The organism is Acidobacteriota bacterium (genome assembly GCA_016196035.1).
Taxonomy (GTDB): domain Bacteria; phylum Acidobacteriota; class Blastocatellia; order RBC074; family RBC074; genus JACPYM01.
Genome location: JACPYM010000015.1, coordinates 139,856 through 154,634 on the forward strand (window position 1 = coordinate 139,856; position 14,779 = coordinate 154,634).

Below are 14,779 nucleotides of genomic sequence, written 5' to 3' on the forward strand. Positions count from 1 at the left end.
TCGCCGGTACACCGGTTTGCAATATCTGTTGTAAATCAACGCAAAACTCGCCGCTTGCTGCTTGGCGCAGTGTTTGCACTATAGCGAGTTGCAAAATCATGTTGCACAAACCATTTAATCCACCAATCAGCTTTGAAAGGAGCTACCTAATGACAACGACAACGATCATGACTCGGGATGAAGTAATTTCCACGCTCAACAATCTGATCGAAACCTGCCGCGATGGACAGGCCGGATTTCAAGCCGCCGTCGAGGGCGTCACCAATCCTTCGCTCAAAGAAGTGTTCTTTCAATACGCGCAACAACGCAGTCTGTTCGTCTCTGAACTGCAAGGGGAAGTACGCGCGCTTGGCGGCGATCCACAAACGACAGGCAGCGTCGCGGCTGCCTTACATCGCGGCTGGGTCAATATCAAAGCTGCCGTCACGGGCAAGAACGAGCACAGCATTCTGGAAGAGTGTGAACGAGGCGAAGATTCGGCGGTGAAAAACTACCAGGAAGCGTTGAAAGAAAATTTGCCGCCGAGCCTCAACAGCTTGGCCAACCGCCAATATCAGGCCATCGTCACCACACACAATGCGGTGCGCGATTGGCGCGATCGAGTCAAAGTGGCGAGCGCCCGCGCGTGAAGTTACCGCTCCCAAACTGACATCTGGCAGGGGAGGAGATTGAGTTCAAAGGTTCGGGTTCACCAGGCGCGCGAATGACGCAGATGCGCCGTATGTATCTGCATCATCCGCGTGCCTAGAGCGGTTTTCATTTGCGTGTACGGTAGGCGCGCCGCGCCGGGACAGTACCGCGCGCGTGAGCAAGCACGGCTGACTGACGCAACGCCGAAGCGCCGCTTGCTCACGCGCGCGGTACTGTCCCGCTGCGCGGCTTTTTGCCATACACCGAAGTGAAAACCGATCTAGGCATCCGACAAACGAAACGAACTTGCCGCCAGATGCTAGCGGGGGGACGCGGCCAAAGAGCATAGTTTACTGCCGCACCGCTTTTCTGATGACGTGGCTGCCTATGATTGAAGACCTCTGGTACAAAAACACGATTATTTATAGCCTCGATCTCGACACGTTTATGGACGCGAACGGCGATGGGGTGGGCGATTTCGAGGGACTGGTGCGGCGGCTTGATTACCTGCATTCACTGGGCGTAGAAACCGTCTGGCTCGCGCCGTTTCAGCCCTCGCCCAATCGCGACAATGGTTATGACGTGATGGATTATTACGGGGTGGACCCGCGCCACGGTTCGAGCGGCGACTTCGTCGAATTCATGCATCAAGCCAACAAGCGCGGCATCAAAGTGATCATTGACCTTGTCGTGAACCACACTTCCGATCAGCATCCCTGGTTTCAGGCGGCGCGCCACAGCAAAGATTCCCGCTATCGCAACTGGTACGTCTGGTCAGAGACGCGTCCGCTGGCTTGGAATCTGGGCATGATCTTTCCCGGCGTGCAGGAAGCCATTTGGACTTATGACAAGGAAGCGGGCGAATACTACTTCCATCGGTTTTATGAACACATGCCCGACCTCAACACGGATAATCCCGATGTACGCACAGAGATTCGTCGCATTATGGGGTACTGGCTCGAACTCGGCGTGGCCGGTTTTCGTGTAGATGCGGCGCCGTTCCTGATCGAAACGCCGCCGATTGACGACAAAGCAATTGAATATAGATTCGAATTCCTCGCCGAGATGCGGAAGTTCCTGCAATGGCGGCGCGGCGATGCGATTCTGCTTGCCGAAGCCAACGTCGCACCGGAAGAAAATCTGGATTATTTCGGCGCGCAAGGCCAGGGCATTCAGATGATGTTTAACTTCCATGTCAATCAACGGCTGTTTTACACGCTGGCGACCGGCGACACACCGCCGCTGGCCGCCGCGCTCGAAGCAACCAGGACCTTGCCGGATGGCGCACAGTGGGCGCACTTCCTGCGCAATCACGACGAACTTGACCTAGGGCGCTTGAGTCAGGACCAACGCGCGGCAGTGCTCGCGCGCTTCGGACCTGAAGCGCGGATGCAGCTTTATGAGCGCGGCCTGCGCCGCCGCCTGGCGCCGATGCTCGGTGATCGCCGCCACTTGGAACTCGCTTATAGCTTGCTGTTCGCGCTGCCCGGCACACCGGTCATTCGTTATGGCGATGAGATTGGCATGGGTGAAGACCTGAATCTGAACGAGCGGGATTCGGTGCGCACACCGATGCAATGGTCAGATGAAGCGCACGCCGGTTTCTCTGCCGCCCCCAAGACTGTTTGTCCGGTGATTGCCGAGGGCGAATACGACTACAAACAAGTCAACGTCGAGGCGCAGCGACGCAACCCGCACTCGCTGCTCAATTGGACAGGACAGATGATTCGGCTGCGCAAGGAGTGCCCGGAAATCGGTTGGGGAACCTGGGAGATTCTGCCGACAGGCTCGGCAAAGGTGTTGGCGTTGCGTTATGACTGGCGCGGAACTTCGCTGGTGACGATTCATAACTTTGACGATCGGCCGCATGAGATCGAAATCAAACCGAACTGTCGTGGTGAAGCGCGCTTGATCAATTTGCTGGCCGAAGAGGAAAGCGCCGCCGATGCACAAGGCCAATACAAGATTCTGCTCGAAGCCTATGGCTATCGTTGGTACAGAGTCGGCAGCCTGAATTACGCCATACGACGCGTGAAGATGTGATCGTGGACACGATCATTGCCATCGGGAAATCCGCCGATCGGAAGGCGTGGATGACGAAACCTGGTTGCATCACCTGCGGCGGCGGGAATATTCGGGCTAGTTCCGAACTCACATCAAGGATGAGAGCCTAGCCGCTGAAGCAGAGCGGATCGAAATCGCGGTTGACCTCGCGGCGCAAGAGAGCCGCGCCCGCATCCGAGAAGCGATTGAGCGGCGTTATACCGCGCCCGTTTAATGTGAATGCTTGTGTTTGATGTTACGACGTAGAAACCGCGCAGGGCGAACGCGCACCAGCCTTAACGCCAGAGCTTTCGACATTCTGCACTATTGCCAATAGGTGCGATCCAGTGTGCGGTACTGCACGGCTTCAGCAATCTGCGCTTCACCGACTTGCTCGTGCCCATCGAGGTCGGCGATGGTGCGACTGACTTTGAGAATGCGATCATAGGCGCGCGCCGACAGGCCGCGTTTAAGGATCGCGCGTTCCAGCATTTGCTGTGTGGGCGGTTCAAGCTGGCAGTATTTGCGAATGTGGCGCGGCGGCATCTGGGCGTTGCAAAAGACGTGTTCGCCTGTGAAGCGTTCTTGCTGGCGTTGCCGTGCGCGTAAAACACGCTGGCGAATCGAAGCCGAACTCTCGCCGTTTTCCTTGGCTGACAACTCGCTGACTTTTACAGCGGGCACATCAATGTGAATGTCTATGCGGTCGAGCAGCGGGCCGGAAATTTTGGAAACGTAGCGTTGAATCTGCATCGGCGAGCAGCGGCATTCATGCGTGGGATCGCCGAAATAGCCGCAATTGCACGGGTTCATCGCGCCCACCAGCATGAAGCTGGCCGGGAAGGTCAGCGACATCGCGGCGCGGCTGATCGTGACCTTTTGGTCTTCGAGCGGCTGGCGCATGACTTCCAACACATTCCTTTCAAACTCCGGCAATTCGTCGAGGAAGAGCACGCCGTGATGGGCCAGGCTGACCTCGCCGGGGCGGGGAATCGCGCCGCCCCCGATCAAACCGGCATCGCTGATCGTATGGTGCGGCGAACGAAAGGGGCGAATCGTCAGCAGTCCGCGCGCGTCGGTGTAACCGGCGACGCTGTGAATCTTGGTCGTTTCGAGGGCTTCTTCAAAGGTGATGGGCGGCAGGATGGTTGGGAGGCGTTTGGCCAGCATGGTTTTGCCGGAGCCGGGCGGGCCGATCATCAGTATGTTGTGGCCGCCAGCGGTGGCGACTTCGAGTGCGCGTTTGGCGTGCATCTGGCCGCGCACTTCGCTGAAATCCACGGCGTATTGATCGGCGGCATTAAAGAGCGCTTCGATGTCCACGCGCAATGGGTCGGGTGGCGGCTCGCTGTTGAGCAAAGTGATGACTTCGCGCAGGGTGTTGACCGGATAAACGTCCACGCCGCTGACCACGGCGGCTTCGCAGGCGTTCTCGGTCGGCAGCAACAGGCGTTTGAGACCTTTGCGTTTGGCCGCCACGGCGATGGGCAGCGCACCGCGAATCGCGCGGATGCGGCCGTCCAGCGCCAGTTCGCCGACCAGCAGCGTGTCGTCCAAATGTTCGCGTTTCAGGTCGCCATTCGCGCCGAGGATGCCGACGGCGATGGGCAGATCAAAGGCCGAGCCTTCTTTTTTGATGTCGGCGGGCGCGAGGTTGATCGTGGTTTTGTAAACGGGGAAGAACAGGCCGCTGTTGGTAATCGCCGCGCGGATGCGTTCGCGGCTTTCGCGCACGGCCAGGTCGGGCAGACCCACAACGATGATCATGGTTTCGCTCTGCGAATCGCCGGGGCGCGGCGTCAGATCAACTTCGACTTCGACCAATTCGGCGTCAATGCCATAAACAGCGGCGCTGAGCGTTTTGAAAAGCACGGCTTACCTCCGAGGAAAAATGGCGGCGGTCATTGGCCTATTCGCCGCAGCGCTTGCAAGCGTGAAGACCCAAGGACCGCGCGCATCATAGCGCCGATTGCGCGGAACGCCAAAACTGTGGCTGGCGCGAAATTGGTTTTGTAACTTGCGCCTTGTGGCTATACTCAACCCAAGGAGAATCCGAATATGGAGACGTTGCATATTTCGTTACCTGCGCCGTTAAGTGTTTTTGTCGAAGAACGTGTTCGTGCCGATGGTTACGCTGATGTGAACGAGTATTTTCGCGCCTTGGTCTTGGCTGATCAGCGCCGCAAAGCGCAGGAAAAGCTGGAGGTTTTGCTGGTCGAGGGCCTCAATTCCGGCCCGGCGGAACCTTTGACCAAGGCTGACTTGGAAGAAGTCAAACGCACAGTGCGGGAACGCTTAGCCGCCAAGGGAAAGTAAATGCGATGAATGTTTTTCGCCGCACACAGGTCTTGGCAGATCTTGCCGATTGTGCCTTCTATCTGGCGCTGACTGACCCTGCTATTGCCGACCGGTTTTTGGAGGCTTTTGAAGCCTCGGCCACACGTCTTGCCCAAATGCCCTATATCGGTGTCGCACAACTTACCGACAATGCTGCTCTTTTCGGCTTGCGCCGCTGGCCCGTCAAAGGCTTTGAAAAGTATTTGATTTTCTATCTGGTGTTCGATGACGCAATTGACATCATTCGTGTCTTACATGCCGCGCAAGACATCGCGGCCGTTCTGGCAGATGAAATCTGAAGTGACAACATAAGAGGAGTAAACAAGTACAGATGTTTGTCATCATTATGGCGGGCGGTTCCGGCACACGCTTCTGGCCGGCCAGCCGCGCGCATTATCCCAAGCAATTTCTGAACATCACCAGCGACCGTTCGATGCTGGCTGAAACCATTGCCCGTGCCGAACGCTTCACGCCGCTTGACCACATCGGCGTCGTCGTTGGCAGCGTGCACGCTGAATTGACGAACCAGCAAATTGGCGCGCAGCCAGTCAAGGTGCTGATCGAACCCTTTGGCCGCAACACCGCCGCGTGCATCGGGCTGGCCGCGTTGCACGTCAAGCAATGGGGCGGATTGGATGAGCCGATCATCATTCTGCCCGCCGATCATTTCATCGCCGATGTCGCAACCTTCACCGCCACGCTTCAGGCGGCGGCAGAAACCGCGCGCAACGGTTCCGTCGTGACCCTGGGCATTCAGCCGACGCGCCCTGAAACCGGCTACGGCTACATCCACACCGGCGCGGCGCAAGGCGCAACGAACGGCTTGCCGTATTTCCAGGTCGAACGCTTTGTCGAGAAACCGAATTATGAAACGGCGGTCGGCTATTTGGCGGGCGGCGATTATTTCTGGAACAGCGGCATTTTCATTTTCACTGCGCGCACGATTTTGCAGGAGATCGAAATCTGTCTGCCGAAGCTTTACGCCGGGTTGTTGGAAATCGAATTGGCTATCGGTTCCCCTGCCTATGACACCGTGGTCGAGCGCGTTTACGGACGGCTGGAATCCATCTCGATTGATTATGGTGTGATGGAAAGGACGCAAAAGCCGATTTATGTCTTCAAGGCTGATTTTGGTTGGAGCGATGTTGGCAGTTGGCAGGCATTGTATGAATTACGCGCCAGCGAATACGACGCGCAGGGGAATCTGCTGTTGGGCGACACGTTGGTGTCCGATGCCCACAACAATCTGGTGTTTTCTTCGACGGATCGCAAAGTCGCGTTGCTGGGTGTGGCAGGATTGGTGGTGGTGGATACGCCCGACGCCGTGATGATCGCGCCGCTGGATCGCTCGCAAGACGTGAAGGTTTTTCCCGAAATGCTCAAAGCCAAATAAATAGGGAGTTAGCCACAGAGGCACGGAGCCACAGAGGAAGAAAGAGAGCGGTTGGCAAACGAATCGTTCTTGCTTGCTCTGTGGCTCCGTGCCTCTGTGGCAATCCTGCTGACCTCGGCATCTTTCAGCGCCGATACAATTCCTCGCAATTCCACAACACAAAATCGTTGAGTATGCCCGGCTTTAGATTGCCGATGCCGTTGCGGGCGGCGACCAGCAAGTGCCGCGCGGCTAGCATGATGAAGGGTTGTTGCTCGGCCAGAATTGCTTGCGCCTCGTCAAATAGGCGTTTGCGCGCCACCGGATTGACCGTGACGGCTTGTTGTTTCATCAGCTCATCCAGCCGCGCTTCCCACGGCGTGACGGGGCGCGCCTGTTTGGGATACCACCAGTGATTGGCGCCGTGGCTGAAGAGGATGTTGATGTGTGCGTTCGGATCAACATCGCCGCTAGAGACAGCCAAGAGGCAAGCTTCGTAGGTAAAGCTTTCGTTGATACGCGCCAGCAAAGCGCGTGATTCGATAGGGGCGACGTTGACCTTGATGCCGAGTTTGGCCAAGTCCGCTTGCAACAAGGCCGAAATCTTTTGCCGCAGCGCATTGCCCGCATTGGTAATCAACGTGAATGTCACCGCCTGTCCGCGCGGATCGAGCAAGGTTTGACGCGCCGCGACGTAACGGAAGCCCGCATCGGCCAATAAGCTTTTCGCACGATTCAGGTCGTAGGGATACTTGTGCACATTGGCGTTGTAAAAGAGTTTGTCGCCCGCCGAGAGAAAGGCGTATTGCGGCGACGCCTTGCCTGCAAAGACGAGATTGACCAAGGCCTGCCGGTCAATGGCCTGCGAAATGGCGCGGCGGAATTGGGCGTCTTTGAACCAGTTCAGTTTGACGGGATCAACCAGCGGCTGGCCATTCGCCTGTTTGCCGTCATTCAGATTGAACCACATGACTTCGCGAATCAGGCTGGGGCCAAGGTCGTAAACCTTGGCTTGGCCCTGTTTTTCCAGGTCGCTCAGCGTCGCCAAATCATCCGCATTGACGGGGCTGAGCAAATCGGTTTCGCCCTTTTGAAACTTCAGCAATTGCGTGTTGTGGTCGGGGTCGAGGCTGAAGACGAGTTCGTCGAGATACGGCAGGGGTTGTCCGGCGGCATCGGTCTTCCAATAGTTTTCATTGCGCGTGAGCACGACGCGCTGGCCCGGGACGAAAGCGCGCAGCTTGAACGGGCCTAAGCCAACAATCTGTTCGGGCGGCGTCGTGAGCGTCCAGGCTTGCGTGAAGCGTCCGGCGCGATAGGGCTGTTCCAGAATATGCTTCGGCAAAATGGGCACGCCGTCGAATAAGCGCACGGCCCCGGCGTAGGGCGCGGGGAAGTTGAAGGCAACGGTTGCGTCATCCAGCTTTTGCGCCTGCACGCGCTGGCCTTCGAGGTTGAAGAGATCGGCCAGCGGCGAAGCGATTTGCGGATCGTTGAGCACTTGAAAGGTGAAGATTACGTCGGCGGCGGTGAAGGGCCGTCCATCAGAAAACCGCACGCCCTGGCGCAAGTTGAAGGTTAGCACTTTGCCATCGCGCGAGAATTTCCACGCGCGCGCCAGCATGGTTTCAGGTTGCTGGGTTTGGCGGTTGACGCGAATTAACGCGCCCATCAAGCAATCGGTGATGCTGTAGGTTTGATCGTCGGCGGCCAGCAAGCGATTGAAGGTGCGCGGCCCAACGGATTTCGAGAGCACCAAACGCCCGCCGCGTTTCGGCTGGTTGGGTTGCGCCGCACCCAGCGGCGGCAGGCCAAGACAGGCGAGCAAGAAAAAACCAAGCGCGTGCTTCATCATTTTGTCACTCCATCGTCAATGTAATTCAACGCCATCACCAACCGCGCGAATCAACAGCAGACGTTTGCGCGCGCGGATCGAAGACGTCTTTCAATCCTTCAGCCAATAAATAAAACGCCAGACTGGTAATGAACACCGCCACGGCAGGCGCGAGGTTCCACCAGTAATTCGTCAAGGTCTGCACGTTTTGCGCGCCCCCCAGCATGTTGCCCCAACTCGGTAGCGGTTCCGGCAGGCCCAGGCCCAGATACGACAGCGTGACTTCGGCCAGAATGTAGCCGGGCGCGGCCAACGCCGCTTGCGTCAGCGTGAAGCCCGCCAGTTGCGGCAGCAGGTGGCGGCGCATGATCCAGCCATCGCTTGCGCCCAACGCCAGGGCGGCGGTGACGTATTCTTGCTGGCGCAACGCCAAGACCAAACCGCGCGTCAGCCGTGCCAACTGCGCCCAGCCAAAAAAGCCGATGACCAGCACCAGCGCGCCGAAGACCTGCTCCGGTTCCAAGTTTAGCGGTAAAGCGCTGCGCAAAGCGATGACCAGATACAGCGCTGGTAAGGCCAGGAACAATTCCGCCAAACGCATCAAACCGAAATCGAGCCAGCCGCCATAAAACCCCGCCACCAGGCCGACAATCAACGCCAGCGGCAAGGCCAGCAACAACGCGGCGGCGGCAAGCAATAAAGAAAAGCGCGCGCCATGCAATACGCGCGTCCACACATCGCGGCCCAACCCATCGGTTCCCAACACAAACACGCGCGCCGGTTCTTCCACGGTGAATAGATGCGTCGTAGATGGGAGCAAGCCCAACCAGCGATAGGCCGCGCCCCGGCGCCAGAATTTCAATGGATAAACGGCGGAGGCAGCTTCGCTATATTGCCGTGTGGTTTGATCCAGCAATTTGCTGACCGTCACGCGCGGCGGCCATCGCCAGCGGCCTTGCGCGTCTTTGAACTGCCAGCGGCTAGGTGGGGCAAATGGATATTCGCGGTGCTGTTCGGCGGGTTCATACGGCGCAAGAAAATCGGCGAACACCGCGCCCACGATTAAGAGCGCCAACAAGCCGCCGCCAGCCAATAATCTGAGACGTGCTTTCATCAAAGTATTCAGGAAGGTATTCACGAACGCCGCAAGCGCGGATCAACCAGCAACAACAGCACATCCGCCAAAAGATTGCCCAGCGCCAGCAATAGCGCGGCCCACAGCAGGCACGCCAGCAAGACAAAGACATCGCGGCTGAGCAGCGCATTCACCGTCAAGCCGCCCAAACCCGGCCACGACAACACCGCTTCGACAATGAAGGCGCCGGAAAGCAGCGCGCCGAGGGAATTGCCCGCCTGCGTGATCAAGGCATTGGCGGCGGGTTTCAAGGCGTGTTTGAACAGGATTGCACCTTCGCTCAAGCCCTTGGCGCGCGCTGTCACGATGTAATCCTGTGTTAGGCATTCGCGCACGCTGGCGCGCACTTGCTGGAAGTAGTGCGGGAATTGCCGTAGCGCCAGTACCAACGCAGGCAAAGCCAAATGCCAGGCGAAATCGGCCCAGCGTTGCGGCCACGCCAGGTTTTCTGAATCCGTCGCGACCACACCGCCCAGCGGAAACCAGTTCGTGCGTGCGGCGAAGAGTAAAAACAACAGCGCCAGCAAGAATGACGGCGCAGCCAGCAACAATGCCGACAACGACGCCAAGCCGTGATCCAACCAGGGCGCGCGCCCGCTGGCGACGAACACCCCCAAAGGCAAAGCCGCCAGCCAAGCCAGTGCGAGACTCGCGCCCGCCAGCCAAATTGTGTTGAACAGGCGTTCGCGTATGAGCGTGCTGACGGGCGCGTAATAGATCAGCGAATAACCCAGATCGCCCTGCGCCGCGCGCCACAGCCATTTGCCGAATTGCGTGGGCAAGGGCTGATCCAAACCATGTTGTTGCCGCAAGGTTGCCAGTGTTTCCGCTGAAATTTGCGGGTTCTCGCGCAGTTCGGTCAGAAAGTCACCCGGCGCGAGCCGCACCAGCACGAACGCACCGCAGGCCACCGCCAGCAACAGCGGCAGTAAGAGCAGCAGGCGTTTCGCAATGAGTTTAATGAGAGTTTGGCGTAACAACGTGCTTCCTGTTTCCTGAAAATGACGCGGCGAGAGCCTAACAAATGCGGAGGCATTTGCCAGCGGCAACTGAGAGCGGGCGCAAAAAAAATTGACGCCGCTGTCTTAGCGGCGTTGCCACCAAATACGCCAGCAACGCAAGTTTCCTGCTTGTTCGACAGGCGGCCTGGGAATCCGGCTGTTCGTTGACATCATGGGAGAGCGCCCATATCGTAACCTCATGTCCGAATACTCACGGCTCCCTGATAGCGAACTCCTCACGCGCTGCCTGGCGGAAGACGCAACCGCCTGGGAAACATTGGTGCAGCGCTATCAACGGCTGATCGCTTCGATCACGTTCAAATTCGGGTTTCCGCAGGAAGACGCGGCGGACGTGTTACAGGCCGTCTTTCTGACGCTCTTTCAACAACTGGCCAGCTTGCGGCAGCAGGCGAAGTTGAGTTCGTGGATCATCACGGTCACCGTGCGCGAATGCTGGAAAATGCGCCAGCGCCGGGGCAAGACCGATTCGCTGGATGCGCCGGACTGGAACCCCGCCAACGATCCGGCGGATGACAGCCACCTGCAAATGGACGAGGCCATTCTCACGCTGCAACGACAACATCTGTTGCGCCAGGCGGTCGAAGCTTTGTCAGAGCGCTGCCGCGATTTGCTGAAACGGCTCTTTTACACCGACTCACCACCCAGTTACGCCGAATTGAGCCAGCAACTGGGGATGCCCACCGCCAGCATCGGCCCCACCCGTGCCCGCTGTTTGGACAAGTTGAAAGAAAATTTGTCGCAGGAAGAATTTTTTTAACGGCCCAGGTATTTTTTGCCCGCCTGGCCGACACTCACTGGACAGGAGTGTCGAAACGCTCCCGTCCCTGGTTCCAAATCGTTCGCCCAAGCTGCCCAAGCTAGATGAAAACCATGAATACCGGCACACCCAACGAGTGTAGCACCCTGGAAAATATGCTCGACTACTTACGAGGAAATGGCGCTCCGTCCACACGCGACTCGATTGCGGCGCACCTGACCACCGGTTGCCCAGCCTGCCTGGAAAATCAGGCGTGGCTGACCGAAGTGCTGCAATTGGCGGCCAGCGATCATTCTTTTGACTTCTCACCGGCGGCGTTGGCCCGCACGGTGGCGCTTTTCAAAACAGAATGGCGCAAACAGCGGCCCACGTTGCGGCAATGGCTGGCGCAATTGGTGTTCGATACTATGTTGCAACCGCAATTGGCCACTGTCCGATCGGGCGCGCCGGCGCTGGCTCAGAGCCGTCAATTGCTGTTCCGCGCTGAGCCTTATGATATTGACCTGCGCTTTGAGGTCGGCGAAGATGGCCGCACCGAAGAGTTGATCGGTCAAATCTTAAGTACCGCTGCAGATCCGCAGTCGCTCAGCAATCTGCCCGTGCAACTTTGGCAAAACGAGTTGTTGCAAGCCGAGGTGCAAACCAACGCGCGCGGCATTTTCAAATTCAATCAGGTGGCCCCCGGCCGCTATCAGATCAGGCTGCTGCTGGCTGATGGCGAAATTTGTCTCGATTCCCTGGAAACCACGCAGAGTGCCTAACGCCGCACTCCGATAGAGCGCATGGAGCGACAAACCCAAATTCGCGATTTGATCCGCCAGCACGAACTGAACGGGCTGGCAGAGGCGCTTGCGCTCGAAACCGCCGAGATCAACCTGCCGCTGATCGAACGGTTGAAAAAAGAGGTGGATGTCCAAATCCGCACGGACGCCCGCCGCGCTTTGCAACTGGCGACATTCACCCGGCAATACGCACAATTCACGCCTGATCTGTGCGCCCGGGCGTTAGGTGCCCGCGCCCAGGCCCAAGCGCTGCACGTCAATGGCCGCTACGCCGAAGCCCTCGAACAATACGAAGCGGCCCGCCGCTTGTACGCTCAAACCGAACAACCTGTCGAAGCCGCCCGCGTCGCCCGCGCGATGGTTGACGCGCTGATGTACCTGGGCCGTTACGAAGAGGCGCTGGAACTGGCCGCGCAAGCGCGCGCTGTTTTCGAGACGAAAGGCGAGGACTTGCTGGCCGCGCAACTGGCGACCAACGTCGGCAACATTTATCACCGGCTTGATCAAAATCACGCGGCGCTGGAATGTTATGAGCGCGCGCGGCCCGTCTTTACCGCCGCCCATGATCAACTGGCGCTGGCGACCCTGGCGCTCAACAGCGCCAACGTCCATTCCAACCTGGACGACTTTCGGCAGGCCGAAGACCTTTACGAACAGGCTTACTCACTTTACGCCGAGCAAGGGCGCACGCAGGCGGCGCTGCACGCGAAATACAGCATCGGCTACCTGCGCTTTCTCAAGGGCCACTACCACCAGGCCATGCGCGTCTTGCACGCCACCGCCGCCGAAGCCGAAAGCAATGGCGATGAATGGTTGCGCGCGCTCTGCGAACTCGATCTGGCCGAGATTTACCTGCAACTCAATGCGCATCAGGAAGCCGCGCCGCTGGCCCAACGCGCGCGCGAGCGTTTCGTCGCGTTGGGGCTGCGTTATGAAGCGGCCAAGGCGCTCACTTTTGCCGGGCTGGCGCAGTTGCAGCAGCTTCAACTGGACGGAGCCGAGCGCCTCTTGCAACAGGCGCGGCAGGAGTTTGTGACCGAGGGCAACGAGGTTTATCAGGGCTTGCTGGATGTTTATTTGGCCGAACTGGCGCTGGAACGCGGACAAGCCGGCGCTGCCTTGCGGCTGGCGACCGAAGCGGAACGCTGCTTTGCCGAGCAGGAATTGAAGACCAAGACCTGTTACGCGCAACTCGTCGCCGCCCGCGCCTGGCTGTTGTCAGGTCAAGCGGCCCAAGCGCGTGAATTGACTGAGCGCACGCTGGAAAATTGCCGCACGCTGGAAGCGCCCTGGCTTGCCGCACAGTCCCACGAGTTACTAGGCGATCTGTTGGTGGCTGAAGACCAGCCGCAACACGCTTATGAGCAATACACACACGCCGTCGCCAGCATCGAACGCATTCGCGGCAGCATCCGCGTGGACGAATTTCGCAGCGCGTTTTTTAAAAACAAGCTGGGCGTGTTTGAAAAATTGATTCGCCTGTGCCTACAGAACGGCGATGCCGAGGGTGACGCCAAGGCGTTTTTCTTTCTGGAAAGCCGCAAGGCCCGCACGCTGGTTGATCTGCTGGTCAACGAATTGGAACCCGCGCCCAGCGGCGCGCCGCAAACCGATCAAGGGTTGTATCAACGCTGGCAACAACTGCGCGAAGAGTTGCATTGGTATTACAGCAAGCTCAGCCGGAACGATGCCAACGATCAACGGCGGCGCTTGGCGTTGGATGAACGCTTGCGCACCGAGATTCAGACGCGCGAACTGGCGCTGACTGAGCTGGCGCGTCAGGCGCAAGTGCACGACCCGGATTTTGACTGGCTGCACAATCTCGCCGGTCTCTCAGTGTCCGAAGTTCAAGCCGTGCTGGCGGCGGATGAAGCCTTAATCGAATACTATTTCGATGAAGAAGAGTTGAAGATTTTCGTCATTGACCGGCAATCCGCGACGGTGGCGCATAGCCCCGGCCAGCGTGGCGCGTTGAAAGAATTGATCGCCGAGTTGAAGTTTCAATTCGAGAAATTCAATTACGGCACGGCCTATTTCAGCACGCATCAGGAACAATTGCTGCGCAGCCTCAACGCCTGTTTGCACGAACTTCATCAGGCGTTGTTTGCGCCTGTTGCCGCGCGCGTGGCAGGCCGCAAGCTGATCTTCATTCCGTTTGATTTCTTGCACAGCGTACCGTTCCAGGCGCTCTATGACGGCACGGAGTATCTGCTCGACCGGCACGAGATGGTGTTTGCGCCCAGTGCGCGGTTGTACGCTTGGGCCGCCAGCAAGCCTGCGCCCAAGCGTGACCGCGCGCTGATTCTGGGCGCGGCAGATGCCGTCGCGCCGCAAATTACCGCCGAGATCGAAGCAATTCGTCAACTTTTCCCGGACGGTCATTGTCTGACAGGTGCTGACGCCACGTTGACGCAACTGGCGGCGCTGGCGTCAGAGAGCAATTTGCTGCACATCGCCTCGCACGCGATTTTCCGGCAAGACAATCCGCTCTTTTCCGCGCTCAAGCTGGCGGATGGCTGGCTGAATTTTTACGACATCTGTGCGCTGCACCTGCCGGGGTCATTAGTGACCCTGAGCGGGTGCAGCACCGGAGCCAATCGTGTATTGGCGGGTGATGAACTCTTGGGTTTGGTGCGCGGCTTTTTGATGGCGGGCGCAACCACGCTGGTGGTCAGTCTGTGGGCCGTCCACGATCAGGCGACCGCGCACTTGATGACGGCTTTTTATCAACGCTTACAAGCTGGCGTGGCCCCGCGCCCGGCTTTACGCGAAGCGGCTCTGGCGACCCGGCACGAATACCCGCACCCCTATTTTTGGGCGCCGTTCGTGTTGATCGGACGCAACTGAGACTGCTCAACTGTGTGACC

At 58.4% G+C, this 14,779-nt stretch carries 12 protein-coding genes; 8 read left to right on the forward strand and 4 right to left on the reverse strand.

Going from position 1 to position 14,779, the window contains the following annotated elements; all coding sequences use genetic code 11:
- Nucleotides 1–167: 167 nt before the first annotated feature.
- A complete protein-coding gene (locus HY011_05490) occupies nt 168–629 on the forward strand; it encodes a PA2169 family four-helix-bundle protein (GenBank protein MBI3422371.1) in 462 nt (153 codons plus the stop codon).
- A gap of 388 nt (nt 630–1,017) precedes the next feature.
- Complete coding sequence (locus tag HY011_05495) at nt 1,018–2,673, forward strand: alpha-amylase family protein (GenBank protein ID MBI3422372.1); 1,656 nt, start codon at nt 1,018–1,020, stop codon at nt 2,671–2,673.
- Nucleotides 2,674–2,997: 324 nt separating this feature from the next.
- On the opposite strand, the gene HY011_05500 is transcribed toward HY011_05495, so the two are convergent.
- Complete coding sequence (locus tag HY011_05500; protein ID MBI3422373.1) at nt 2,998–4,545, reverse strand: YifB family Mg chelatase-like AAA ATPase; 1,548 nt, start codon at nt 4,543–4,545, stop codon at nt 2,998–3,000.
- 186 nt (nt 4,546–4,731) lie between these two features.
- On the opposite strand from HY011_05500, the gene HY011_05505 reads away from it, so the two are divergent.
- Genes HY011_05505 through HY011_05515 form a run of 3 tightly spaced genes read left to right on the forward strand, consistent with a single transcriptional unit; the run spans nt 4,732 to nt 6,403 of the window.
- Complete coding sequence (locus HY011_05505; protein ID MBI3422374.1) at nt 4,732–4,989, forward strand: type II toxin-antitoxin system ParD family antitoxin; 258 nt, start codon at nt 4,732–4,734, stop codon at nt 4,987–4,989.
- Nucleotides 4,990–4,994: 5 nt separating this feature from the next.
- Nucleotides 4,995–5,309 carry a type II toxin-antitoxin system RelE/ParE family toxin gene (locus HY011_05510; GenBank protein ID MBI3422375.1) on the forward strand — a complete coding sequence of 105 codons (315 nt, stop codon included), beginning with the start codon at nt 4,995–4,997 and terminating at the stop codon, nt 5,307–5,309.
- Nucleotides 5,310–5,341: 32 nt separating this feature from the next.
- Nucleotides 5,342–6,403 carry a mannose-1-phosphate guanylyltransferase gene (locus HY011_05515; GenBank protein ID MBI3422376.1) on the forward strand — a complete coding sequence of 354 codons (1,062 nt, stop codon included), beginning with the start codon at nt 5,342–5,344 and terminating at the stop codon, nt 6,401–6,403.
- 124 nt (nt 6,404–6,527) lie between these two features.
- On the opposite strand, the gene HY011_05520 is transcribed toward HY011_05515, so the two are convergent.
- From HY011_05520 to HY011_05530, 3 genes are read right to left on the reverse strand one after another with little or no spacing between them, the layout of a single operon-like run.
- Nucleotides 6,528–8,237 (reverse strand): ABC transporter substrate-binding protein, encoded by a 1,710-nt coding sequence (locus tag HY011_05520; GenBank protein ID MBI3422377.1) that lies wholly within the window; start codon nt 8,235–8,237, stop codon nt 6,528–6,530.
- Nucleotides 8,238–8,271: 34 nt separating this feature from the next.
- Nucleotides 8,272–9,330, reverse strand: coding sequence for an ABC transporter permease (locus HY011_05525; protein MBI3422378.1), 1,059 nt, complete (start codon nt 9,328–9,330; stop codon nt 8,272–8,274).
- Nucleotides 9,331–9,350: 20 nt separating this feature from the next.
- On the reverse strand, nt 9,351–10,331 hold the full coding sequence (locus HY011_05530) for an ABC transporter permease (GenBank protein ID MBI3422379.1): 981 nt from the start codon (nt 10,329–10,331) through the stop codon (nt 9,351–9,353).
- Between the two features lie 220 nt (nt 10,332–10,551).
- Between HY011_05530 and HY011_05535 the strand changes: the two genes are divergently transcribed.
- From HY011_05535 to HY011_05545, 3 genes are all read left to right on the forward strand, one after another.
- Nucleotides 10,552–11,130 (forward strand): sigma-70 family RNA polymerase sigma factor, encoded by a 579-nt coding sequence (locus tag HY011_05535; GenBank protein MBI3422380.1) that lies wholly within the window; start codon nt 10,552–10,554, stop codon nt 11,128–11,130.
- A 104-nt stretch (nt 11,131–11,234) separates the two neighbouring features.
- On the forward strand, nt 11,235–11,891 hold the full coding sequence (locus HY011_05540; protein MBI3422381.1) for a hypothetical protein: 657 nt from the start codon (nt 11,235–11,237) through the stop codon (nt 11,889–11,891).
- A gap of 21 nt (nt 11,892–11,912) precedes the next feature.
- A complete protein-coding gene (locus tag HY011_05545; GenBank protein ID MBI3422382.1) occupies nt 11,913–14,759 on the forward strand; it encodes a CHAT domain-containing protein in 2,847 nt (948 codons plus the stop codon).
- Nucleotides 14,760–14,779: the final 20 nt, after the last annotated feature.